The sequence below is a fragment of the Thauera sp. WH-1 genome (assembly GCF_047806685.1).
Lineage (GTDB): Bacteria > Pseudomonadota > Gammaproteobacteria > Burkholderiales > Rhodocyclaceae > Thauera.
Window position 1 is genome coordinate 61,586 of the sequence record NZ_JBLQGP010000004.1, and the last position, 22,493, is coordinate 84,078.

A 22,493-nucleotide genomic window follows, 5' to 3' on the forward strand; every position below is an offset into this window, starting at 1 on the left:
TCACAGTCATGAAACCGCTTCCTGCCCCTGATGCCCTTGTCGAGCCCGATTTTGCTGCAGAGCGGAAGCGGCTGCGGGAGGCCGCGTTGCGGGCTCGCCAGGCGATGCCGGCGGCACTGCGCGAGACCCTCACCGGGCGCATGAGCGCGCACCTCGACGAGCTGATGGCGGCCCTGCAGCCGCTGCGGCTGGGATTCTGCTGGCCCTATCGGGCCGAGCCCGACCTGCGGGCGTGGGTCACGCACTGGCTGGCCGCCCATCCGGGCCGGGTGGCAGCGCTGCCGGTGGTGTTGGAGCGCAACGCTGCGATGGTGTTCCGCGCCTGGCGACCGGGTGAGCCGATGCCGCTCGATCGCCACGGCATTCCGCACCCGGCGCAGGGCGAGGCACTGGTGCCGGACGTGGTGCTGGTGCCGCTCAACGCCTTCGATGCGCGCGGCTACCGGCTCGGCTATGGCGGCGGCTACTTCGATCGCACCCTGGCCGGCATGGACACGGTGGCGGTCGGCGTCGGCTTCGAGATCGGTCGCGTACCGAGCACCTTGCCGCAGTGCCATGACAAGCCCATGGCCTGGATCGTCACCGAGGCCGGCGCGGCGCCGGCGCAGCGCTGAGGCGCGCGCGCCGGGCTCAGCCGGCGCTGGAGGACAGGAACAGGCGGTAGGCCGGGTTGTCGTTCTCGGCCACGTAGTCGTAGCCCAAGCGCTGCAGGAAGTCGTCGAACGCTGCCTTGTCCTGCGGCGGCACCTGCATGCCGACCAGCACGCGGCCGAAGTCCGAGCCGTGGTTGCGATAGTGGAACAACGAGATGTTCCAGTCAGAGCGCAGGTTGGAGAGGAAATTCATCAGCGCGCCGGGGCGCTCGGGGAAGATGAAGCGGTACACCACCTCGTTCTCGGCCTGCGGCGCGCGGCCACCGACCATGTAGCGCACGTGGGTCTTGGCCAGTTCGTCGTCGGTGAGGTCGAGCGCGGGCAGTTCATGGCGCTCGAGCATCTCGACCAGGCGGCCGACCTCGTTGCGGTTGTGCACGGTGACACCGACGAAGATGTGGGCCTGCTGCGGGTCGGCGTAGCGGTAGTTGAACTCGGTGATGTTGCGGTTGCCGAGCACGCTGATGAATTTCTTGAACGAGCCCGGTTTCTCGGGGATCGACACCGCCAGCACGGCCTCGCGCTGCTCGCCGAGCTCGGCGCGCTCGGCGACGAAGCGCAGGCGGTCGAAGTTCATGTTCGCGCCCGAGGCCACCGCCACCAGGCTCTTGTCGCGCAGCTTGTGACGACGGGCGTACTCCTTGGCGCCGGCCACGGCGAGCGCGCCGGCGGGCTCGAGGATGGAGCGCGTGTCCTCGAACACGTCCTTGATCGCGGCGCAGATGGCGTCGTTGTCGACCACGATCATCTCGTCCACGTACTGCTGGCACAGGCGGAAGGTCTCGGCGCCCACCTCCTTCACCGCCGCGCCATCGGCAAAGATGCCGACCTGCTCGAGGGCGATGCGCTGGCCGGCCGCGAGCGACTGCGTCATCGCATCGGCGTCGACCGCCTCGACGCCGATGATCTTCGTCTCCGGGCGCAGGCGCTTGATGTAGGCCGCCACGCCGGCGATCAGGCCGCCGCCGCCGACGCAGCAGAACACGGCGTGGATCGGCTTCGGGTGCGCGCGCAGGATCTCCATGCCCACCGTGCCCTGGCCGGCGATCACGTCGGGGTCGTCGAAGGGGTGCACGAAGGTCAGCTTCTCGGCCTTCTCAAGCTCGAGGGCGTGGGCGTAGGCGTCGGAATAGGACTCGCCGGCGAGCACCACCTCGCCGCCGCGCGCCTTCACCGCGTCGATCTTGATCGCCGGCGTGGTGCTCGGCATCACGATCACCGCGCGCACGCCAAGCTTGGCCGCCGACAGCGCCACGCCCTGGGCGTGGTTGCCGGCCGAGGCGCAGATCACGCCTCGCTTGAGGGCCTGCGGCGAGAGCTTGGCCATCTTGTTGTAGGCGCCGCGGATCTTGAAGCTGAACACCGGCTGCATGTCCTCGCGCTTGAGGAAGAGTCGGTTGTGCGTGCGCGCCGACAGGTTGCTGGCGAGGTCGAGCGGGGTCTCGACAGCGACGTCGTACACCTGCGCGTTGAGGATGCGTTCGAGGTAATCCGTGGGGGTGGTCATGGCCGGCGCGTGCGCTGCTGCAAAGCGGCTGAGGGTAACAGTCGCATGCGCCGGGCGGCAAGTGCGCGTCCTTGTGGCCCCTGGCGGGGGAGGCCCTGCGCGGGCGGGCGCATTAGCGCAACAGGTCGCGCAGGCCGCCGCGCAGGCGCTCCTGCAGGTTCTCGGGGATACGCTCGCGGATGCGTTCCTCGACCTTCTCGCGCGCACGGTCGCGCAGGCTGTCGCTGACCAGGGCCTCGATGTCGAGGGCGAAGGCCGGCTCGGCAAAGGGGCCGGTGATGCGGATCGGCACGGTGAGGCCGCGCAGGTTGCCGAGATCCTCGCCGCCCTGGCCGGTCAGGGTGGCGACCAGGCTGGCACGCAGGCGGTAGTCGATGGTCTCGCTGACCAAGCTCGCGCTGCCGTTGCCGCCGAGGCGCAGCAGGGGCGAGCGCAGGTCGAGGTCGTCGTTGCGGATCACGCCGGCGGCGATCTTCAGTGTCGCGCTGAGCGCGGTGAAGTCGGTCTGGTTCGGCCCGCCGGCGGCCGGTGCAGGCTGGCCGCGCAGGCGGGCCGAGGCTTCGCGCATCAGCTGCGCCACATTCACGCCCTTGACGGCACCGTCGGCGACACGAATCTCGGCCTGGCCGGCCAGGCTGCGCCTGAGGCTGTCGGCGCTATCGGCGTCGGCCTGTAGGCGCGCGCGCACGTCGGCGCGACCGCTGATGCGTTCCGCCTTGCCGGTGAGGTCGCGCAGCAGCGGTGCGAGCTGGACGCCGCGCAGCGACTCGTCAAGCGACAGGCGGGCCGGGCTGCGGCGGGTGTCGAACTGCACCTTGCCGGCGTAACGCCCCCCGTACAGGCTCGCCGACAGCGGCTCGAGGCGTAGCAGACCACCGTCGGCGTCGAGGCTGAGGTCGAGTTCGCTCAGTGTCAGTCCGGCAACGCTGAGCTGGCCCACGCGCAGGCGGCCCGCGGCGGTGAGTGACTTCAGCGTCGACGGCTCGGCACCCGCCGCGGCAGCGCCGGGCGATACCGCCGTGGCCGGCTGGCCGGGCGGCAGGTAACGGTCGAGCTCGATGCCGTCGGCCTTGAGCTCGAAGCGCAGCGCCCGGCGCGCAAAGTCGGTGATGGCCAGCTCGCCCTCGATCCGGGTGTCGTCGAGGACGGCGGACAGGCTACGGAGCTCGAGCAGCGTCGCAGTGGCGTCGAACTCGGCCTCGAGCTGGGCGCGGGCGAGCACGGCGGGGTCGGCGGTGGGCGGACGCTCGATACCGAGGGCGTCGAGCGTGCTGCGCGGGTCGAAGGCTGCCACCTTGATGCGCCCGCCGAAGCGAGGCGCATCATGCAGCGCGCGGGCCTCGATCTGGCCCGTCGCGTGCAGGCCGAGGGTGTCGACGGTCAGGCCGGTCACGTTCAGCATGCCGGCGCCGAGGTCGGCATCGACGTCCGCGCGCAGGCTGGCATGAAGCCGGCCGCCGGGTAGCTCCGCCGCTTCGGCGGCCAGGTTCAGCGCCAGGCCGGACAGATTGAGCGTGTCGCGTGCGGGGTCGAAGCGGGCCTGGGTGTCAAGCTCGAAGCGCGTGTGCGGCGTCGCCGGCGCAGACGATGTCGCGCCACGGGACAGCGTGAGTGCGAGCGCGAGCGGAAAGGCGATGCCGGGGCGGATCTCGCCGGCCTGCAGGTCGACATCGTCAAGCGCGTAATGCACGCCAGACTGCAGGTCGGACCAGGTGAGGCGGGCCGAGCGGATGTCCACGCCGCCCAGTGCGAACACCGCCGCGCCCAGTGTGCGCGGTTCGCGGCGGGCGTCGTCCGTGGTCGCGCCGGTCTTGTCCGGCGGGGTGCTCCAGTTCGTGCGGCCGTCGGCGGCGCGCACGAGCTTGAGCTCTAGCCCGTCGATCACGATGCGGTCGATCTCGAGGTCGCCCCGCAGCAGCGGAATAAGGCGCGCACGCGCCTCCAGGCGGTCGATGCGGGCCAGGGGGCCGTCGCCGAAACCGGGGGCGTCGGCGAGCGTCAGGCGGCCGGCCTCGACACCCAGCCAAGGGTAGACCGACAGGCCGAGCTGACCGTCGATCCGGAGCTCGCGTCCGGTATGGCGCAGCACCTCCGCGGACAGGCGTGCGCGATGGTCGTTGGGGTCGAAGCTGAAGCTGAGCCAGGCGGCGAGGCCGGCGAGCAGCAGGATGGTTGCAGCGATGAGGATCAGCAGGCCGCGGACCAGCAGGCTGCGGACCGGACGGCTCATGGCCGCACGCCGTCCTCGTCGCGATCGCCCGTCGGGCTCATCGCCCGCATCTGGCGGTCAATGAATTCCTGCGTCGAGTCGATGCCACGCAATTGAAGAATGGTCGAGCGCACCGCCGCCTCGAGCAGCACCGCGAGGTTGCGCCCGGCGGCGACCGGCAGCACCACGCGCGAGATCTTGACGCCGAGGATGTCCTGCGTCTCCTGCTGCACGGGGAGGCGGGTTGGGTCGCCCGGGCCGGGCTGGCGGCGCTCGAGGTGGCAGATCAGGCGCAGGCGCATCTTGCGCCGGCAGGCGGTCTCGCCAAAGATCGTGCGGATGTTGATGATACCCAGGCCGCGGACCTCGATGAAGTCCTGCAGCAGTTCGGGGCAGCGTCCCTCGAGCACGGTGGGCGCGATGCGTGAGAGCTCGACGACATCGTCGGCCACCAGGCCGTGGCCGCGTGAGATCAGTTCGAGCGCGAGCTCGGACTTGCCCGCGCCCGAGTCGCCGGTGATCAGCACGCCCAGCCCGAGCACGTCCATGAACACGCCGTGCAGCGAGGCCTTCTCGGCCAGCTCGCGCGACAGGTAGAGGCGAAGCTGGTCGATCACGCTGGCCGCCGGATGATCGGTGGTGAAGAGGGCGACATCGTGTGCGGCGCAGATGCCGTGCACGATGTTGGGCACCTCGCAGGCGTCGGCGACGATGATGGCCGGCGGACGTGCGGACAGGATTTCGTTGAGGTGATGCGCGACCTTCTCGTTCGACTGGCGGCGTGCCCAGGCGAGTTCGGCGGCACCGAGGATCTGCAGGCGGGTCGGGTGGATCAGATTGAGGTGGCCCACCAGATCGGCGGGCCAGATGCGTTCTTCGGCCACCGCGATGCGCGCGTCAAGGCGCCCGCTGAGGTGGCACAGCTTCAGGCTGTCGCGGTACGCCTCATACAGCCGCGCGACGCTGGTCTGCCGCATCGGCGCCCCAGTTCATGAACATCTGATGGATGTGGGCCGCGTCCGGTGCGTCGAGCAAGGCTTCGCGGAAATCACGATCGCTGAACATCTGCGCGAGCTCGGACAGCAGCTGCAGGTGGGTTTCGTTCGCCTGCTCGGGAACGAGCAGGACGAACAGCATGTTCACCGGACGCCCGTCCGGGGCGTCGAACTGCACCGGTGTGGCCAGGCGCAGGAAGGCGCCGGCGGCGTCCTTCAGGCCCTTGATGCGGCCGTGCGGAATCGCGATGCCTTGACCAAGCCCGGTCGAGCCGAGTCGTTCGCGGGTGAACAGGCTGTCGAACACGGTGCTGCGACCGATGCCCTGGTTGTTCTCGAACAACAGGCCCGCCTGCTCGAAGACGCGCTTCTTGCTGCTGGCGTCGAGGTCGACCACCACGTTGGAAAGTGGCAGGAGTTGAGATATCAGGCTCATTCGCTGGAAGGCTTGCGCAATAGCTGAACCGCCTAGGTCAGGTGCTGCGTTTGGACGGTCCGGGGCGAGTGGGGCTCGCGTCGTGAAAACGCGCGCATTATAACCACACCCCGGACACGGGGCGGTAACGAAGGCGTCAGACTTCGGGTGCCTGGTGCTTGATCGTTTCGTGGTTGTGGTCGGCCTGCTTCTGCTTGTACTTCTGAACCTGCCGGTCGAGCTTGTCGGCCATCGCGTCGATGGCGGCATACAGGTCGGCGTCGTCGCTCTCGACGAAGATGTCCTTGCCGCGCACGTGCAGCGTGACTTCCGCATTCTGCTTGAGCTTCTCGACCGAGAGGATCACCGCGACACTGGTGACGTTGTCGAAGTGACGGATGACGCGATCGAGCTTGGAAGTCACGTAGTCGCGAATGGCCGGGGTGACTTCGACATGGCGCCCGGTGATGTTGAGATTCATGTTAACTCCTGTTGTTGTCAGATGGATTTGCGCAGACTGACCGGCGGGATATTGAGGGATTCACGGTACTTGGCGATCGTGCGCCGTGCGACCACGATACCCTGCTGGCCCAGAACTTCTGCAATCTTGGCGTCGGACAGCGGCTTCTTGCTGTCTTCTGCATCCACCAGCTGGCGAATCAGCGCTCGAATCGCCGTCGAGGATGCCGCTCCGCCGGTATCGGTGGCGACGTGACTGCCGAAGAAATACTTGAGTTCGAATACACCGCGCGGGCTCGCCATGTATTTTTGCGTGGTGACGCGCGATACGGTGGATTCGTGCAGCTCGAGCTGGTCTGCGATCTCCCGGAGAGTGAGTGGCCGCATCGCCACCTCCCCATGATCGAAGAACTGCCGCTGCTGGTCAACGATGGCCTGAGACACCCGCAGGATGGTGTCGAAGCGCTGCTGGACGTTCTTGATCAGCCAGCGTGCCTCCTGCAACTGGCCGCTGAGCCCACCCCCCTGGCCGCGGTTCTGCTGCAGCAGGCTGGCATACAGGCGGTTGATGCGCAGGCGCGGCATCGCCTCCTGATTGAGGGTGACGGTCCAGCGACCGCGCAGCTTGCGCACGACGACGTCGGGCAGCACGTAGCGCGTCTCCGCGCTCGAGTAGCGCGACCCCGGGTGCGGGTCGAGGCTGCAGATCAGGGCGTGGGCGGCGCGCAGGGCGTCGTCGTCGCAGCCGGTGAGTTTCTTGAGCTTGACGAAGTTGCGCTCGGCGAGGAGCTCGAGATGCTTGTCGACGATCTCGAGCGCGAGCGCGCGGGTGTCGGTCGCGGGCAGCGTGCGCAACTGCAGCGACAGGCATTCCTGCGGGCTGCGCGCGCCGATCCCGGCCGGCTCGAGGTTCTGCACATGGCGCAGGGCGATGCTGAGTTCGTCGAGCTCGACCTCGGACTCCTCGGGCAGCAGCTCGAGCAATTCCTCGAGCGGCTGGTGCAGATAGCCGTCGTCGTCGAGCGCCTCGATCACCAGGCGCACCAGGGCGCGGTCGCGATCCGACAGCGGCGACAGCGAGACCTGCTGGTCGAGGTGCTCGCGCAACGACACGCCGGCCGCCTGCAGGTCCTGGTAATCGACGTCGTCATCGTCCTCGCCGCGGCTCGAGGCGCCGCTGCCCACGTTCGACCAGTCGATGCCCTCGTCCTCGCTGCTGCCTTCGCCGCCTTCCCTGTGTTCGCCGGCCTCGGCGCCGGCGCTGTCGGGCGCCGCCTCGCGCGCCTCGTCCTGGCGCTGCTGTTGCTGCAGTTCGTGCTCGGGCGGGCTGCCCGGCGCGGCAGGGGGCATGAACTCCACCCCATCGCTGTCGGCGCGTTCGAGCATCGGGTTCTCGAGCAGGAAGCGCTCGATCTCCTGGTTGAGCTCGATGGTCGACAGCTGCAGCAGCTTGATCGACTGCTGCAGTTGCGGCGTCAGCGTGAGGTGCTGGGAGAGCTTGAGCTGGAGGCTGGGTTTCATCGTGGTCGGTGTGGGTGCGCACTCACAGGCGGAAATGCTCGCCGAGGTAGACCTGGCGCACGCGCTCGTTGTCGATGATCTCGGTCGGCTTGCCGCTGGCCAGTACCCGGCCTTCGCTGATGATGTAGGCGCGGTCGCAGATCCCCAGGGTCTCGCGCACGTTGTGGTCAGTGATCAGCACGCCGATGCCGCGCTCCTTGAGGAAGCGGATGATCTTCTGGATGTCGATGACCGCGATCGGGTCGACGCCGGCGAAGGGCTCGTCGAGCAGGATCAGGCGCGGGTCGGTCGCCAGTGCGCGGGCGATCTCGCAGCGCCGGCGCTCGCCGCCGGACAGCGACACCGCGGTGTTGTTGCGCAGGTGGTTGATGCCCAGCTCGAGCAGCAGCTCGTCCAGGCGGGCGTTGATCTGTCGCGTCTCCAGCCCCCGCAGCTCGAGCACGGCGCGGATGTTCTCGGCCACGCTGAGCTTGCGGAACACGCTCATCTCCTGCGGCAGGTAGGACAGGCCGAGGCGGGCGCGGGCGTGGATGGGCAGGTGGGTGAGATCGGTGCCGTCGAGCGTGATCTGACCGCCGTCGGCACGCACCAGGCCGACGATCATGTAGAAACAGGTGGTCTTGCCCGCGCCATTGGGGCCGAGCAGGCCGACCACCTGGCCCGGGTCGACCTCGAAGCCGACATCGTGCACCACGGTGCGCGACTTGTAGCGCTTTTGCAGGCCGGCGACCTTAAGCAGACTCATCGAAGGGCTCTTTCAGCAGCTTGCGGATCAGTTCGGGGGCGAAGCCGCGGGTTTGCAGGAAGCGCGCCTGGCGCGCCCATTCGCGCGGGTCGGCCGGCGCGGAGCTGAAGCGGCTGCGCAGCACCTGGCGTGCGCGTTCCAGTTCCGATTCTACGCATTCGTTCTCGATCGCCTGCTCGATCAGGTCACGCTCGATGCCGCGCCGCGCCAGCTCACTGCGCAGCCGGCCGGCGCCGAAACGGGCCGCCTTGCCGCGCACGAAGGCCTCGGCGTAGCGGCTGTCGGACTGCAGGCCGAGCTCGCCCATGCGCGCAATCACGGCGTCGATCTCGTCCGCCTCGCCGTGGGTGGCGAGCTTGCGCGCCAGTTCGGCGCGCGAGTGGTCGCGCCGCGCCAGGTGACGGAGCGCGCGCTCGCGCAGGCTGGGGACGCCCATGGCCGTACCTTGGCCCCGCTCAGGCCTCGGCGGCTGCCGCTGCGGTGGTCGTCACCGCCATTGCGGGCAGGCCGACCGCGGCGCGCACCTTGTTCTCGATCTCACGCGCCAGCGCCGGGTTGTTGCGCAGGAACTCGCGCGAGTTGTCCTTGCCCTGGCCGATCTTGTCGCCCTGGTAGGCGTACCAGGCGCCGGACTTGTCGACGATCTTGTGCGTCACGCCGAGGTCGATGATCTCGCCCTCGCGCGAAATGCCCTCGCCATAGAGGATGTCGAAGTGCGCTTCCTTGAACGGCGGCGACACCTTGTTCTTGACCACCTTGACACGGGTCTCGGAGCCGACCACCTCGTCGCCCTTCTTGATCGTGCCGGTGCGGCGGATGTCCATGCGCACCGAGGCGTAGAACTTGAGCGCGTTGCCACCAGTGGTGGTTTCGGGGCTGCCGAACATGACGCCGATCTTCATGCGGATCTGGTTGATGAAGATGACCAGGGTGTTGGTGCGCTTGATGTTGGCGGTGAGCTTGCGCAGCGCCTGCGACATCAGGCGCGCCTGCAGGCCGGGGAGCTGGTCGCCCATCTCGCCCTCGATCTCGGCCTTCGGTGTGAGCGCGGCGACCGAGTCGACGACGACGATGTCCACGCCGCCCGAGCGCACCAGCATGTCGGCGATCTCGAGCGCCTGCTCGCCGGTGTCGGGCTGCGAGATCAGCAGGTCCTCGATGTTGACGCCAAGCTTTTCGGCGTAGCCGACGTCGAGCGCGTGTTCGGCGTCGATGAAGGCCGCGGTGCCGCCCAGCTTCTGCATCTCGGCGATGACCTGCAGGGTCAGCGTGGTCTTGCCGGACGATTCCGGACCGTAGATCTCGACCACGCGGCCACGCGGCAGGCCGCCGAGGCCGAGCGCGATGTCGAGCCCTAGCGAGCCGGTGGACACGGTCTGGATGTCGCGTTCGACGTTGCCGTCGCCCATGCGCATGATCGAGCCCTTGCCGAACTGCTTTTCGATCTGCGAAAGCGCGGCAGCGAGGGCCTTGGCCTTGTTGTCGTCCATGTAAGTCTTCCCTGTCTGGTTGCTGGATTATGGCACAAAGATTGCATGCGTGCGGTGGCGCACGGCCAGTGCTGCTAGTGTAAGAGCTGTACGGGCATACAGCAAATCAGCGCTTGCCGGCGAGCGCGACTCACGCCGCGGCCGCGATGGCGATCACGCCCTCGAGGGCATGGATGACGGCCTGTCGACGCACCGCCTCGCGGTCGCCGTCGAAGTGTGCGGTGAGCACGCGCGAGACGCTGTCGCGCGCGGCCCAGGCCAGGCACACCATGCCCACCGGCTTGGTCGGTGTGCCGCCGCTGGGGCCGGCGATCCCGGAGACGGCCACTGCGACCTCGGCCAGGCTGCGGGCGAGCGCTCCGGCCGCCATCTCGACGGCGGTTGCCTCGCTGACCGCGCCATGGCCGCCGAGGGTGCGTGCAGACACCCCGAGCATGTCCATCTTGGCCTCGTTGGAGTAGGTGACGAAGCCGCGGTCGAACCAGGCCGAGCTGCCGCCGATCGCGGTCACCGCCTCGGCGATCCAGCCACCCGTACAGGATTCCGCCGTCGCCAGGCGCCAGCCGCGTGCGGCAAGGGTCTGGCCGACGCGCCGGGCGAGGGCTTCGAGTTCGATGTCGGTCATGGCGTCAGCTACCGAACAGGGTGACGAGGATGGCGAGCACGAGCAAGGTGTAGCCGGCGGCGACGAGGTCGTCGAGCATGACACCGAAGCCGCCCTTGAAACTGCGGTCCGCCCAGCGCACCGGAGGCGGCTTGACGATGTCGAAAAAGCGGAACAGCGCCACCGCCACCGCCTGCCACAGCAGCGTGGCGGGGGCGAACATCAGCACCAGCCAGGTCGCGACCATCTCGTCCCACACGATGCCGCCGTGGTCGGGCACGCCCAGCGCGCGTCCGGTGCGCTCGGCCGCGAGGACCCCGGCGACGAACAGGCTGGCGAGCAGGGCGAGAAAGACGAACTCGGACAGCGGCGTGCGGATCAGCGGATACAAGGCCCAGGCCAGCAGCGTGCCCATGGTGCCGGGCGCCCATGGCGACAGGCCGGCGCCGAAGCCCAGGGAGATGAAGTGGGCGGGGTGACTCATCATCAGGCGGGCGGTCGGGCGCATGGGCGGGCTTGGTGTGGTTGGGAAGGGGCGCTGGCGGGCGGGCCGGTCAGCCGAAGTGATCGTAGCCCGAGGGCGTGCTGCGGACCAGCCGGCCGCCGTCCTCGCGCAGCCAGAGCGCGCCGGGCTCGGAGGTGAGTTCGCCGATGCGATGCAGCGCAAGCCCGAGCTGGGCGGACAGGGTCTGGACCTCGGCCCGCTTCGCGGCGGGGGCGGCGAAGAGCAGCTCGTAGTCGTCACCGCCGCCGAGCAGGCAGCGGCGCGCCAGCCACTCATCCGCGCCGGTCTCGCGCAACGTGTTCATCGGTAGCGCGGCGACATCGATGATCGCGCCAGTGCCGGAGCACTCGAGGATGTGGCCGAGGTCGCCGAGCAGGCCGTCGGAGACGTCGAGCATGGCGGTGGCGATGCCGCGCAGGGCGAGGCCGAGGGCCACGCGCGGCTGCGGCCTGTGCAGCGCGGCGAGGCAGGCGGTGCGGCCGGCGGCCGACAGCCGCGCCTCGCCACGCAGCGCCGCGAGGCCGAGGCCGGCCAGGCCGGGCTGGCCGGACACCCACAGCTCGTCGCCGGCGCGCGCCCCCGCGCGGGTGATCGCTGCGCCGTGGGGCAGCTCGCCGATGATGGTCAGCGACAGCGTGAGCGGTCCGCGCGTGGTGTCGCCGCCGGCGAGATCCACGCCATGGGCATCGGCGCAGGCGAACAGGCCGCCGGCGAAGGCGGCGATCCAGGCTTCGTCCGCAGCCGGCAGCGCCAAGGCGAGAAAGGCCCAGCGCGGGCTCGCGCCCATCGCGGCGAGGTCCGACACGTTGACCGCCAGCGTCTTCCAGCCCAGATCCTCGGCGTCGGTGTCGGCGAAGAAGTGCGTGCCGGCGACCAGCATGTCGGTGGAGACGGCCAGCTGCATCCCGGGCTGCGCGCGCAGCAGGGCGGCATCGTCGCCCCCGGCGAGGTCGGTGTGCCGGGTCGGGCGCGTGAAATGGCGCCGGATCAGGTCGAACTCGGAGGGCGCTGTCGAGGGCGCAGAGGGTGTCGGTGCAGGTGGCTTGGCGGAGGGCATGGCGCGGCGGGCGCGGCGCGTTCGGATGCGCCACGGGCAGAACGGGGCCGCTAGATTACCGCAGATGCCACCCGGATCGCGCGCGGCGATCGGGGTGGCGGGCACCCCTGCAGCGCAGGCGACAGCGGGTAGGCGTTCAGCGTCGGCCGCTGAGGCGAGACTTCAAGGCCTCCCAATCCACCGCGTCGAGCGTGTTCTTCACCAGCAGGCCGAGATCGGTGTCGCCTTCCATGCGCAGGCGGCGGCTGAAGAACAGGGTGTCGGGATCCTCCTCGCGCAGCGCGAGCGCGATGAAGTCGCGCGCGGTGGCCGAGATGATCAGGTCGGGCTTTTTGCCCGCGGCCGGCGCGGCACGGCGGAAGCCCTTGTCGCCGAGGCTGAAGTCGAGCGTCAGGCCGGCGTCGAGCACGCGCAGCTGCAGATGGCGGCCGGCCAGCGGCGCGAGCGTGTCGCGCGGCAGGATGCGGCCGAGCGCGAGGTTGAGCGCCAGCGTCAGGGCCTGGGTGGGCGCTTGCTGCGGCAGGCGCGAAACCAGCCTGGCCAGCGGCGCGGGCACGGTGAAGTCGGGGATGCGCAGATTCTCCAGGTGCTCGCCGATGCGCTGGCGCAGCGCGCCAGGAAAGAGGGCGGACGGCAGCGGCAGGCGGGGCAGCGCGGGAAGGGGGGGCAGGGCAGGCATGGTCAGTCTCCCGGGAGTGTGCGGACGGCGCTCAGGCGGCGACGTACTGTTCGACGCCGGCGCGGCCGTGCCAGAAGCCGTTGCAGGGCGCCTCGACCATCAGTTCGCGACTGGCGGCGAGCGCGGCCGAGGGTGTCTGCGCGCCATCGAGCACGGCGCGGAATTGGTCGACGATCTGACGGGTGTGTGCGCCCTGGGGGCTGATGCGTAGCAGCTCGGCGCTCTGCCGCACCGCAGGCAGGTCGCCAAGCAGGTTGTGCACTCGCGCCGACTGGGTCTGCACGCCGTTCAGCGTCAGGAAGGGTTCGCCCTCGCGCGTGCGCAAGGTGATGCCGTCCATGATCGACAGGCAGCGGAACTCGCAGGTGTCCTTCTGCAGGTTGAAGTGGCGGGCGGTGAAGCAGCGCGCCGAGTGCGCCAGCGGCAGGCGGCCGTAGGCGAAGACCTCGGTCTCGATCGGCGCCGGTAGTGCGGCGCGCACCTCGGCGAGTGCCGCGCCCGACATCTCCGGGGCGACCGCCCAGCGCGTCGCACCGGCGTCGATCATCAGCTGCAGGGTGGCGGGATTGAAGAGGTTGAGCGTGGGGCCGGCGACCCAGTTGCGCACGCCGGCTTCGGTCAGCAGGCGCACCGCGCCCATGTCGTTGGCCTCGACGCGAAAGCCGGTCTCGCCCTCGGTGCTCTGGCGCACGATGCGGCGCAGCACCTTGAGGTCGGACTCGGACTCGATCAGACCCTGAGTGCTGATCACCACTTCCTTGCCGGCGCCAGCGAGCACCTTGCCGACCTCGAGCCAGTCTTCGAGGCGCAGTTCGTGGCGGCGCGAACACACGGTCTCCCCGAGATAGACGCTGTCGACCGGCGCTTCGGCCATGTCGGCGTAGAAATCGAGCACGCTCTGGTGCGGCCAGTAGTAGAGCAGGGGGCCAAGGGCGAGTTTCATGGGGCGGTTCTCATTCGGGCTGGATGGCACCGCGGCCGCTTCCGGTGGGCGGTGGGTCGGGCGGGTGCGGCGGCGGTGGTAGTGGCGCGCCGGACGGGGCTGCGCGCGCTCAGGGCGAAACCGTGGGCGGCGCGAGGCATGGCGTCGCGATGGGGGTCGAAGGGGCTCACTTCCAGGGGCGGTAATACGCCCCCAGGGTGTGGCTCTGGCCTTCGGAGACCTTGTTGAGCTCGGTCATCCACGCCGGCAGCACGGCAAAGCCCTCCGGGCCACCGGCCTTGAGCTTGTCGAGCGCGGCGCGCCACACCTTGGTGACCTGGGCGACGTAGGCCGGGCTGCGCTGGCGGCCCTCGATCTTGATCGCGCGGATGCCGATGCGGGCGAGTTCGGGCAGCAGCTCCAGGGTGTTGAGGCTGGTCGGCTCCTCGAGCGCGTAATAGGTCTCGTCGTTGACCTCGAAGCGGCCCTTGCACAGCGTCGGGTAGCCGGCGCGCTCGCCGTCGGCGAAGCGGTCGATGAGGATTCCGTTGAGGCGCGTCTCCATGCCGCGCGGGGTGTCTTCCCAGCGCACGTGCTTGCCTGGCGAGCAGGCGCCGTTGCAGTTGGGTGATTCCCCGGTGGCATAGGCCGACAGCGCGCAGCGGCCCTCGACCATCACGCACAGGCCGCCGAAGCCGAAGACCTCGATCTCGACCGGCGTGTGGGCGATGACACTCTCCACCTGCGCCATCGACAGCACGCGCGGCAGCACCGCGCGCTGGATGCCGAAGCGCTCGTGGTAGTAATTGATGGCCTCGTAGCTGGTGGCCGAGCCCTGCACCGACAGGTGCAGGCGCAGTTGCGGATGAGTCTTCGCGGCGTAGGCCATCAGGCCGGGGTCGGCGAGGATGAGCGCGTCGACGCCGAACTCCGCGGCGCGGTCGATGGCCTGGGTCCAGCTCGGCCAGTTGCCGGTCTGCGGGTAGGTGTTGAGGGCGAGCAGTACCTTGCGGCCGCGGGCGTGGGCATAGGCGATGCCTTCGCGCATCTGCGGCGGGTCGAAGTTGAGGCCGGTGAAGTTGCGCGCGTTGGTGGCGTCCTTGAAGCCGAGATAGACGCAGTCAGCGCCGTGGTCGATGGCGGTCTTGAGGGCCGGCAGGCTGCCGGCGGGGCAGACGAGCTCGATCGGGGTGGGCACGGTCATGGTGGCGGGCGGATGGGAAAAACGCCGCAACCATAGACGAGGGGCCGCGCGCCCGCGTTGATCGGTATCAAACGCAGGCGGGGCCGGCATTGAAGCCCGGCCCCGCCTGCCTGCCTGCCTGCCTGCGCTGACTGCGGCGCGCCGGCCGCGATGGAGTCAGCGCGTCGTGTGGTAGGTGCCTGCCGCAGCGTGATGGCCGCCGAGGTGCGGGCGATGGTGCGGCTTCGGGCCGAGCAGGCCGCCGACCAGCATGCCCAGCGCGCTGGCCGCCAAGCCGTAGAGCTGGGGTTCGACATCGCCTTCGGCGACGAAGATCTCTAGCAGCAGCCAGGTCGACAGGCCGAGGATGATGGCCAGCGCCGCCCCCAGGTTGTTGGCGCGCTTCCAGAACAGGCCGGCGGCGAGCGGCACGAAGGCACCGGCCAGCGTGACGCGGTAGGCGTTCTCGACCATGTGGTGGATGGTGGCCTCGGTGGTGGTGGCGTACCAGGTGACGAGGACGGTGAACACCACCACCGTCACTCGCGTGCTGAGCAGGAAGGCGCGATCACTCATGCCCGGGATGAAGCCGCGCAGCACGTTTTCGGAAAAGGTCACCGAGGGCGCCAGCAGGGTGCCCGAGGCGGTGCTCATGATCACCGACAGCAGGGCGCCGAAGAAGATCACCTGGGCGAAGAAAGGCATGTGCTGCAGGATCAGCGTCGGCAGGATGAGCTGGGAGTCCTGCTCCATCAGGCGCTCGACCATGCCCGGGTCGATGATGTGGGCGGTGTAGGCCAGGAACAGCGGCACCGCGGCGAAGAAGAAGTAGCTGACGCCGCCCAGCGTCGTGCCCCACACCGCGACACGCTCGTTCTTGGACGAGTTGACGCGCTGGAACACGTCCTGCTGCGGGATGGAGCCCAGCGCCATGGTGGCGAAGGCAGCGATCCAGGCGATCATGTCGATCATGTCGAGCGAGGGCAGCCACTCGAACTTGCCCTCGGCCGCGGCCTTGGCGATGACGAGCTCGAAGCCGCCCGCCTTGTCGCCAGCCAGCCAGGTGACCCATACCAGGCCGATGACGATCACGATCATCTGCACGAAGGTGGTGAGCGCGACCGACCACATGCCGCCGAACAGCGTATAGACCAGTACCACGCCGGCACCGATCAGCATGCCCTGGTTCATGCTCACGACGTCGTTCGACAGCACGTTGAAAACCAGGCCGAGCGCGGTGATCTGCGCCGCCACCCAGCCCAGGTAGGACAGCACGATGCAGATCGACAGCACCAGCTCGGTCGTGCGGTTGTAGCGCATGCGGAAGAAGTCGCCCAGGGTGAGCAGGTTCATGCGGTACAGCGGGCGGGCGAAGACGAGGCCGAACAGCACCAGGCACACCGAGGCGCCGAGCGGGTCGGAGATCAGGCCGCGAAAGCCTTCCTCGAGGAAGGTGGCGGAGATGCCGAGCACGGTCTCGGCGCCGAACCAGGTCGCGAACACCATTGCCAGCACGATGAACATCGGCAGGTTGCGACCTGCGGTGATGTAGTCGCGCGCGTTATGCACCCGGGTGGCGGCATACAGACCGATGCCGATGGAGACGACCAGATAGGCGACGACAAGCCAGAGCAGCATCATGAGGCCCTTCGTGAATGCGCTTCAGGTGCGCGGTTGTAAGATCAGGCGCGAGTTTAGCAATATGCTGCAGCGCAATGGGCGCGGCGTCTTGTCGATCCGGGGGCGGCCGGCGCCGCTTTATTGCAGATTTGCAACGGCCCCGGTGGGGCCGGCCGCGCCGCGCTCGGCGACGGACTGCCGCAGCGTGGTCACGATGCCTTCGATCGCCGCCTCCAGCGTGTCCTCGTCGATGATCAGCGGCGGCGCCAGGCGGATGACGTTGCCATTGGTGTCGCGGGTGGCGATGCCGCGCGCGAGCAGGCGCTCGGCGAGCTCCCCGGCGTCGGCCAGGGCGGGATCGAAGGCCAGGCCGACCAGCAGGCCGCGACCGCGGATGTCCACCACGCCGGGCAGGGCAGCGGCGCGCAACGCGTCCATCAGGCGCGTGCCGAGGCGCTCGGCGTGCTCCCACGGACGGGTGTCCTCGAGCAGGGCGAGCACTTCGGTGCCGACCGCCGCGGCCAGCGGATTGCCGCCGAAGGTCGAGCCATGATCGCCGGGCCGGAACACGTCCATCAGCGCACGATCGGCCAGGAAGGCCGACACCGGCAGCAGGCCGCCGCCGAGCGCCTTGCCCAGGATCAGGCCGTCCGGGCGCACGCCCTCATGGTCGCAGGCGAGCAGTCGTCCGCAGCGGCCGAGCCCGGTCTGCACCTCGTCGGCGATCAGCAGCACGCCGTGGCGGCGGCAGATCTCGGCGCAACGCGACAGGTAGCCGGCCGGGGGCACGACGATGCCGCCTTCGCCCTGGATCGGCTCGACCAGAAAGGCGGCGGTATCGGGCGTGATGGCCGCCTCGAGGGCATCGGTGTCGCCGAAGGGGACGCGCTCCAGGCCGGGCGGGAAGGGGCCGAAGCCGTCGCGGTAGTGCGGGTTCGACGACAGACCGACGATGGCGATCGAGCGCCCGTGGAAGTTGCCGTCGCAGGCGATGATGCGCACCCGCCCGGGGGCGATGCCCTTGACCTGATAGCCCCACTTGCGCGCCGCCTTGAGCGCGGTCTCGACCGCCTCCAGGCCGGTATTGACGGGCAGCGCGCGCTCGTAGCCGAAGGTGGTGCACAGGCGCTCGAGGAACACCGGCAGGCGGTCGCTGGAGAACGCGCGCGAGGTCAGGGCGAGGCGTTGGGCCTGGTCGATCAGGGCGCCCACCAGGCGCGGGTGACTGTGGCCGAAGCTCACCGCCGAGTAGGCGCTCATCATGTCCAGGTAGCGCCGGCCTTCGGTGTCCCACAGCCACACCCCCTCGCCGCGCCGGAACACCGCAGGCAGGGGCGCGTAGTTGGCCGCGCCGTAGCGTGACTCCTTGTCGCGCAGCCAGGCGCTCGAGGGGCCGAGTGCCGCAGCCGCGAACTCGACCACCCAGCGCGCACTGCGGCCGTCGGCGTCGAGGTCGGGGCGGTACTCGACGATCTCGAGGCCAACAAGGTCGGCGCAGGCGCGCAGCCCCAGCAGGCAGTCGGCCAACGCGCGCGGATCGATGCCGGCCGCCTCGGGGCAGGTCACCGCGGGCAGGCCCTGCGGGTCGAGGGCATCCAGGTCCAGGCTGAGGCCGAAGCCGGCGTCGGGGTCGGCGCGCGCGATCGTCATGGCCTCGCAGAACACCGTCGGCAGGCCGCGGGCATTCACCTCGGCCATGTCGAACACGCGTACGCCGAAGCGCGCGAGCAGCGCCTGCTCCTCGGGCTCCCAGGCGCGCGCGCCAATGATGCAGGTGCGCGCCGGATCCAGCGCTGGCCCGGCAATCGCGCTCAGCGCGCGGTGGCCGGCGCCGAGCAGGGCCGCCAGCGGCATGCCGTGGATGTTGCCCGAGTGGGTGGTGGTGTCAGTGTGGCTGTCGAGGTGGGCGTCGATCCAGATCAGGCCTGGCGCCCGCCCGCGGCGACGGCCAATCCCACGCCAGGTGCCGGCCGCGACCGCATGGTCGCCGCCGATCACGAGCGGAAAGTGCGCCGGTGGCAGGGCGGCAAGGTGATCGGCGAGGCGAGCGGCGAAGGCGGCATTGGCGGCGATGCGTGTCGCCATGTCCGCCTGGTCGGCGCCCGGCGCCGTGTCGGTCGCCAGCGGACTCAGCGTCGCCAGCCATTCGACCGCCAGGCCAAGGGCGCGCAGATGGCAGGCGAGCGGGCCCGCCTGCAGCGCCGACGGGCCCGCTGCGGCGCCCGCATGCGGTGCGCCGAGCGCGCTGGCCGCGCCGATGATCTTGATCGTGGAGTGGGGCGCCCGGGGTCCCGAGCCGCCCGCGAACCGTGTGCCGAACTGTGTCTTCATCCCGCCCCCTCCGTGCGTTGTTGCCGGTGCGGCTTGCGGTCGTCCGCAGTATGCCGTTTGGAGGGGTGGCGGCGGCGATTCGTTCAGCCGCCGCAGGCGTTCAGCCCAGCAGGCGGTGGAGCTCGAGACCGAGCAGGGCGGCGGCGAGGGCGCCGATCAGCAGCAGCAGCCGGCCCTGGCGGCGCTGGTTGGCGGCGAGCTCATCGAAGCGCTGCTGCTGGGCCGCATGCTGCCTGGGTGACTCGCTGAGCGCGTGGTGCACCAGGCGCGGCAGTTGCGGCAGCGTGCCGGCCCAGCTGGGCGCTTCTTCCTTGATGCCGCGCGCCAGCGCGCGCACGCCCATGCGCTCGTCCATCCAGCGCTGCAGGAAGGGCTTGGCCGTCTTCCACAGGTCGAGCTCGGGGTCGAGCTGGCGGCCCAGGCCCTCGATGTTGAGCAGCGTCTTCTGCAGCAGCACGAGCTGGGGCTGAACTTCCATCTCGAAGCGGCGTGCGGTCTGGAACAGCCGCAACAGCGTCTTGCCGAAGGAGATGTCCTTCAGCGGCTTGTCGAAGATCGGCTCGCACACGGTGCGGATCGCGGCTTCGAATTCATCCACCCGTGTCTTCGCCGGCACCCAGCCGGCCTCGATGTGGGCGAGCGCGACGCGATGGTAGTCGCGCTTGAAGAAGGCGAGGAAGTTCTGCGCGAGGTAGTTCTTGTCGACCTCGTTGAGCGTGCCCATGATGCCGAAGTCCAGCGCAATGTAGCGTCCGTCGCGATGCACGAAGATGTTGCCGGGATGCATGTCGGCATGGAAGAAGCCGTCACGGAAGACCTGGGTGAAGAAGATCTCCACCCCCGCGCGCGACAGCGCCGACAGGTCGGTGCCCTGGGCGAGCAGGGCCGGCGTCTGCGAGATCGGCACGCCGTGCATGCGCTCCATCACCATGACCTTGCTGCCGCACCAGTCCCAATACACCTCGGGCACGATCAGCAGCGACGAGTCCTTGAAGTTGCGCCGCAACTGCGAGCAGTTGGAGGCCTCGCGCATCAGGTCGAGCTCGTCGTGCAGGTACTTGCTGAACTCGGCGACGACCTCGCGCGGCTTGAGCCGGCGCCCTTCGGGCCAGATCTTCTCGAGCAGCAGCGCGGCAACCTCGAGCAGCGCCAGGTCGTGCTCGATGACGCGCTCGATGCCCGGGCGCAGGACCTTGACCGCCACCTCGGTGCCGTCGGGCAGGCGGGCGAAATGGACCTGGGCCACCGAGGCCGAGGCCACCGGGGTGCGTTCGAAATCGTCGAACACGGCGTCGATCGGGCGACCGTAGAAGCCTTCGAGCACGGCCAGCGCCTGCTCGGTAGGGAAGGGCGGCACGCGGTCCTGCAGCAGCGCGAGCTCGTCGGCGAGGTCGGGCGGCAGCAGGTCGCGCCGGGTCGACAGCATCTGGCCGAACTTGACGAAGATTGGCCCGAGCGATTCGAGCGCACGACGCAGTCGCACCCCGCGCGGCTGGGAAAAGCGTCGCCAGAAGAACACCGCATGCCATACGCGTGCCAGGCGGCCGCTGGCGTCGGCATCGAGCACCATGCGGTCAAGGCCGAAGCGCAGGCCGACGGAGACGATCTTGGCGAGACGAAGGAGGCGCACGTTGAAAGCCGGGCAGACGCAAAGGCCGGACTTTAGCCGGAAAGCGCGGCGCGTGGAATGTCGGCTTGCGCACGGGCGCGCCGCGCGGTCGCGGCGGGGATTTGTGCACGCGGGCGTGACGTGTGCAATCTGCGCTCACATCCTCGGCAAGGTCGGCTCGCGCGATCCGCTATAATCGCGGGTTTGAATTTCCAGCCGAGTGCCATGAGCGCCGACCCGAAAGTCCTGCTGACCGAGCTGCTGCAAGCGTCGCTGAAGAGCGTTGCGCCGGATCATGCCGATACCCCCATCCTGCTCGAGCGCCCGAAGCAGGCCAGCCACGGCGATTTCGCCACCAACCTCGCGCTGCAGCTGGCCAAGCCGCTCAAGCGCAGCCCGCGCGACCTTGCCGGCCTGCTGCTGGCCGAGCTGCCGGCCTCGAAGCTGGTCGCCAAGGCCGAGGTCGCCGGCGCGGGCTTCATCAACTTCACCTTGGCTGCCGACGCCAAGACCGCGGTCGTGCGCGAGGTGCTGGACAAGGGGGCGGACTTCGGCCGCGGGGCGGCCAAGGGCGTCAAGGTGCAGGTGGAATTCGTCTCCGCCAACCCCACCGGCCCGCTGCACGTCGGCCATGGCCGCGGTGCAGCCTACGGCGCCTCGCTGTCGGACGTGCTCGCCTTCGCGGGTTACGACGTGACCCGCGAGTACTACGTCAATGACGCCGGCCGCCAGATGGACATCCTGGCGCTGTCGACCTGGCTGCGCTATCTCGCCTTCTTCGGCATCGAGATCCCCTTCCCGCCCAACGCCTATCAGGGCGACTACGTGATCGACATGGGGCGCGAGATGCGCGATGCCCATCAGGATCGCTTCGCCAGGGTTAGCGCGGAGGATATCCTCGCCGGCACGCCGGGACTGCCGCCTTCTGATCGCAAGGACGACGAGGCCAAACAGCAGCGCGAGGCGCACCTCGATGCCCTGATCGCCAGGGCCAAGCGCCTGCTCGGCGAGGATTACCCCTGGGTCCATGGTTTCGCCCTCAACGAGCAGCTCGGCGACGGCCGTGACGACCTGCAGGAATTCGGCGTGCGCTTCGACAAGTGGTTCTCGGAGCGGAGCCTGTTCGACACCGGCCTGGTCGAGCGCGCGGTTGCCCAGCTCGAGAAGAACGGCCACATCTACCTGCAGGACGGTGCCAAGTGGTTCCGCTCGACCGCCTTCGGCGACGAGAAGGACCGCGTCGTGCAGCGCGAGAACGGGCTGTACACGTATTTCGCCTCCGACATCGCCTACCACCTGAACAAGTACGAGCGCGGTTACGACCGCATCATCGACATCTGGGGTGCCGATCACCACGGCTACATTCCGCGCGTGAAGGGCGCCATCGCCGCGCTCGGCCTGCTGCCGGAAAAGCTCGAGGTGGCGCTGGTGCAGTTCGCGGTGCTCTACCGCAACGGCCAGAAGACCTCGATGTCGACCCGCTCTGGCGAGTTCGTCACCCTGCGCGAGCTGCGCCGCGAAGTCGGCAACGACGCCTGCCGCTTCTTCTATGTGCTGCGCAAGTCCGACCAGCACCTGGACTTCGATCTCGACCTCGCCAAGAGTCAGAGCAACGAGAACCCGGTCTACTACGTGCAGTACGCCCACGCCCGCGTGTGCTCGGTGTTGAACCAGTGGGGGGGCGAGGCGTCCGAGCTGGCAGGGGCCGACCTCGGCCTGCTGCAGAACGAGCGCGAACTCGCGCTGTGCGCGCGTCTTGCGAGCTTCCCCGAGCTGGTGCAGAACGCCGCTGCGGACTACGCGCCGCACCAGATCGCGTTCTACCTGAAGGATGTCGCCGCCGACTTCCATAGCTGGTACAACGCCGAGCGCATGCTGGTCGAGGATGAAGCACTCAAGCTCGCCCGCCTCGCGCTGGCGGCGGCGGTGCGTCAGGTGCTGGTGACCGGCCTCAAGATGCTGGGCGTGTCCGCGCCCGAGTCGATGTGA

Annotated in this window: 20 protein-coding genes; 2 read left to right on the plus strand and 18 right to left on the minus strand. The window is 69.3% G+C overall.

The features are described 5' to 3' along the window. The first annotated feature begins 8 nt into the window (after window positions 1–8). Window positions 9–614 (plus strand): 5-formyltetrahydrofolate cyclo-ligase, encoded by a 606-nt coding sequence (locus ACMV5O_RS05870; protein ID WP_416162617.1) that lies wholly within the window; start codon window positions 9–11, stop codon window positions 612–614. A 16-nt stretch (window positions 615–630) separates the two neighbouring features. Here ACMV5O_RS05870 and ilvA read toward each other — a convergent pair whose 3' ends face one another. The 18 genes from ilvA to ubiB all read right to left on the minus strand — a co-directional run bounded on the left by ilvA (window position 631) and on the right by ubiB (window position 20,525). Further along, on the minus strand, window positions 631–2,367 hold the full coding sequence (ilvA, locus tag ACMV5O_RS05875) for a threonine ammonia-lyase, biosynthetic (protein ID WP_416162618.1): 1,737 nt from the start codon (window positions 2,365–2,367) through the stop codon (window positions 631–633). Continuing rightward, the gene (locus ACMV5O_RS05880; RefSeq protein WP_416162619.1) at window positions 2,273–4,390 is read right to left on the minus strand and encodes an AsmA family protein; all 2,118 of its coding nucleotides are present in this window, start codon (window positions 4,388–4,390) and stop codon (window positions 2,273–2,275) included. The genes ilvA and ACMV5O_RS05880 overlap by 95 nt, the downstream gene beginning before the upstream one ends. Beyond that, window positions 4,387–5,346: an HPr(Ser) kinase/phosphatase gene (gene hprK / locus ACMV5O_RS05885; RefSeq protein WP_416162620.1), complete on the minus strand. Its 960-nt coding sequence runs from the start codon at window positions 5,344–5,346 to the stop codon at window positions 4,387–4,389. Before hprK ends, ACMV5O_RS05880 begins: the two co-directional genes overlap by 4 nt. Continuing rightward, the gene (ptsN, locus tag ACMV5O_RS05890) at window positions 5,315–5,800 is read right to left on the minus strand and encodes a PTS IIA-like nitrogen regulatory protein PtsN (protein ID WP_416162621.1); all 486 of its coding nucleotides are present in this window, start codon (window positions 5,798–5,800) and stop codon (window positions 5,315–5,317) included. Before ptsN ends, hprK begins: the two co-directional genes overlap by 32 nt. Before the next feature lie 136 nt (window positions 5,801–5,936). After that, a complete protein-coding gene (gene hpf, locus ACMV5O_RS05895; protein ID WP_416162622.1) occupies window positions 5,937–6,260 on the minus strand; it encodes a ribosome hibernation-promoting factor, HPF/YfiA family in 324 nt (107 codons plus the stop codon). A gap of 17 nt (window positions 6,261–6,277) precedes the next feature. Further along, entirely contained in the window at window positions 6,278–7,759 is a 1,482-nt protein-coding gene (locus tag ACMV5O_RS05900) for an RNA polymerase factor sigma-54 (RefSeq protein WP_416162623.1), read from the minus strand. A gap of 22 nt (window positions 7,760–7,781) precedes the next feature. Further along, entirely contained in the window at window positions 7,782–8,504 is a 723-nt protein-coding gene (gene lptB / locus ACMV5O_RS05905; protein WP_416162624.1) for an LPS export ABC transporter ATP-binding protein, read from the minus strand. Next, on the minus strand, window positions 8,491–8,940 hold the full coding sequence (recX, locus tag ACMV5O_RS05910; RefSeq protein WP_416162625.1) for a recombination regulator RecX: 450 nt from the start codon (window positions 8,938–8,940) through the stop codon (window positions 8,491–8,493). The genes lptB and recX overlap by 14 nt, the downstream gene beginning before the upstream one ends. A 19-nt stretch (window positions 8,941–8,959) precedes the next feature. Then, entirely contained in the window at window positions 8,960–9,994 is a 1,035-nt protein-coding gene (recA, locus tag ACMV5O_RS05915) for a recombinase RecA (protein ID WP_416162626.1), read from the minus strand. Between the two features lie 130 nt (window positions 9,995–10,124). Continuing rightward, a complete protein-coding gene (locus ACMV5O_RS05920) occupies window positions 10,125–10,619 on the minus strand; it encodes a CinA family protein (RefSeq protein ID WP_416162627.1) in 495 nt (164 codons plus the stop codon). Window positions 10,620–10,623: 4 nt separating this feature from the next. Next, window positions 10,624–11,106 carry a phosphatidylglycerophosphatase A gene (locus ACMV5O_RS05925; protein WP_416162628.1) on the minus strand — a complete coding sequence of 161 codons (483 nt, stop codon included), beginning with the start codon at window positions 11,104–11,106 and terminating at the stop codon, window positions 10,624–10,626. A gap of 46 nt (window positions 11,107–11,152) precedes the next feature. Further along, window positions 11,153–12,160 carry a thiamine-phosphate kinase gene (gene thiL / locus ACMV5O_RS05930; RefSeq protein ID WP_416162629.1) on the minus strand — a complete coding sequence of 336 codons (1,008 nt, stop codon included), beginning with the start codon at window positions 12,158–12,160 and terminating at the stop codon, window positions 11,153–11,155. Between the two features lie 136 nt (window positions 12,161–12,296). After that, window positions 12,297–12,839 carry a ubiquinone anaerobic biosynthesis accessory factor UbiT gene (gene ubiT, locus ACMV5O_RS05935; RefSeq protein ID WP_416162630.1) on the minus strand — a complete coding sequence of 181 codons (543 nt, stop codon included), beginning with the start codon at window positions 12,837–12,839 and terminating at the stop codon, window positions 12,297–12,299. A gap of 31 nt (window positions 12,840–12,870) precedes the next feature. Continuing rightward, complete coding sequence (locus ACMV5O_RS05940) at window positions 12,871–13,782, minus strand: U32 family peptidase (protein ID WP_416162631.1); 912 nt, start codon at window positions 13,780–13,782, stop codon at window positions 12,871–12,873. A gap of 166 nt (window positions 13,783–13,948) precedes the next feature. Next, on the minus strand, window positions 13,949–14,965 hold the full coding sequence (ubiU, locus tag ACMV5O_RS05945; RefSeq protein WP_416162632.1) for a ubiquinone anaerobic biosynthesis protein UbiU: 1,017 nt from the start codon (window positions 14,963–14,965) through the stop codon (window positions 13,949–13,951). 156 nt (window positions 14,966–15,121) lie between these two features. Beyond that, window positions 15,122–16,582, minus strand: coding sequence for a sodium:solute symporter family protein (locus tag ACMV5O_RS05950; protein ID WP_416162778.1), 1,461 nt, complete (start codon window positions 16,580–16,582; stop codon window positions 15,122–15,124). A gap of 120 nt (window positions 16,583–16,702) precedes the next feature. Next, window positions 16,703–18,895: an ornithine--oxo-acid transaminase gene (gene rocD / locus ACMV5O_RS05955; protein WP_416162633.1), complete on the minus strand. Its 2,193-nt coding sequence runs from the start codon at window positions 18,893–18,895 to the stop codon at window positions 16,703–16,705. Window positions 18,896–18,995: 100 nt separating this feature from the next. Further along, window positions 18,996–20,525 carry a ubiquinone biosynthesis regulatory protein kinase UbiB gene (ubiB, locus tag ACMV5O_RS05960; RefSeq protein ID WP_324536751.1) on the minus strand — a complete coding sequence of 510 codons (1,530 nt, stop codon included), beginning with the start codon at window positions 20,523–20,525 and terminating at the stop codon, window positions 18,996–18,998. Between the two features lie 204 nt (window positions 20,526–20,729). On the opposite strand from ubiB, the gene argS reads away from it, so the two are divergent. Then, window positions 20,730–22,493 (plus strand): arginine--tRNA ligase, encoded by a 1,764-nt coding sequence (gene argS, locus ACMV5O_RS05965; protein WP_416162634.1) that lies wholly within the window; start codon window positions 20,730–20,732, stop codon window positions 22,491–22,493.

Coding starts and splice junctions, on each gene's coding strand:
- ACMV5O_RS05870 (WP_416162617.1), top strand. CDS start 9: ATGAAACCGCTTCCTGCCCCTGATGCCCTTGTCGAGCCCGATTTTGCT.
- ACMV5O_RS05880 (WP_416162619.1), bottom strand. CDS start 4,390: ATGAGCCGTCCGGTCCGCAGCCTGCTGGTCCGCGGCCTGCTGATCCTC.
- hprK (WP_416162620.1), bottom strand. CDS start 5,346: ATGCGGCAGACCAGCGTCGCGCGGCTGTATGAGGCGTACCGCGACAGC.
- ptsN (WP_416162621.1), bottom strand. CDS start 5,800: ATGAGCCTGATATCTCAACTCCTGCCACTTTCCAACGTGGTGGTCGAC.
- hpf (WP_416162622.1), bottom strand. CDS start 6,260: ATGAATCTCAACATCACCGGGCGCCATGTCGAAGTCACCCCGGCCATT.
- ACMV5O_RS05900 (WP_416162623.1), bottom strand. CDS start 7,759: ATGAAACCCAGCCTCCAGCTCAAGCTCTCCCAGCACCTCACGCTGACG.
- lptB (WP_416162624.1), bottom strand. CDS start 8,504: ATGAGTCTGCTTAAGGTCGCCGGCCTGCAAAAGCGCTACAAGTCGCGC.
- recX (WP_416162625.1), bottom strand. CDS start 8,940: ATGGGCGTCCCCAGCCTGCGCGAGCGCGCGCTCCGTCACCTGGCGCGG.
- recA (WP_416162626.1), bottom strand. CDS start 9,994: ATGGACGACAACAAGGCCAAGGCCCTCGCTGCCGCGCTTTCGCAGATC.
- ACMV5O_RS05920 (WP_416162627.1), bottom strand. CDS start 10,619: ATGACCGACATCGAACTCGAAGCCCTCGCCCGGCGCGTCGGCCAGACC.
- ACMV5O_RS05925 (WP_416162628.1), bottom strand. CDS start 11,106: ATGCGCCCGACCGCCCGCCTGATGATGAGTCACCCCGCCCACTTCATC.
- thiL (WP_416162629.1), bottom strand. CDS start 12,160: ATGCCCTCCGCCAAGCCACCTGCACCGACACCCTCTGCGCCCTCGACA.
- ubiT (WP_416162630.1), bottom strand. CDS start 12,839: ATGCCTGCCCTGCCCCCCCTTCCCGCGCTGCCCCGCCTGCCGCTGCCG.
- ACMV5O_RS05940 (WP_416162631.1), bottom strand. CDS start 13,782: ATGAAACTCGCCCTTGGCCCCCTGCTCTACTACTGGCCGCACCAGAGC.
- ubiU (WP_416162632.1), bottom strand. CDS start 14,965: ATGACCGTGCCCACCCCGATCGAGCTCGTCTGCCCCGCCGGCAGCCTG.
- ACMV5O_RS05950 (WP_416162778.1), bottom strand. CDS start 16,582: ATGCTGCTCTGGCTTGTCGTCGCCTATCTGGTCGTCTCCATCGGCATC.
- rocD (WP_416162633.1), bottom strand. CDS start 18,895: ATGAAGACACAGTTCGGCACACGGTTCGCGGGCGGCTCGGGACCCCGG.
- argS (WP_416162634.1), top strand. CDS start 20,730: ATGAGCGCCGACCCGAAAGTCCTGCTGACCGAGCTGCTGCAAGCGTCG.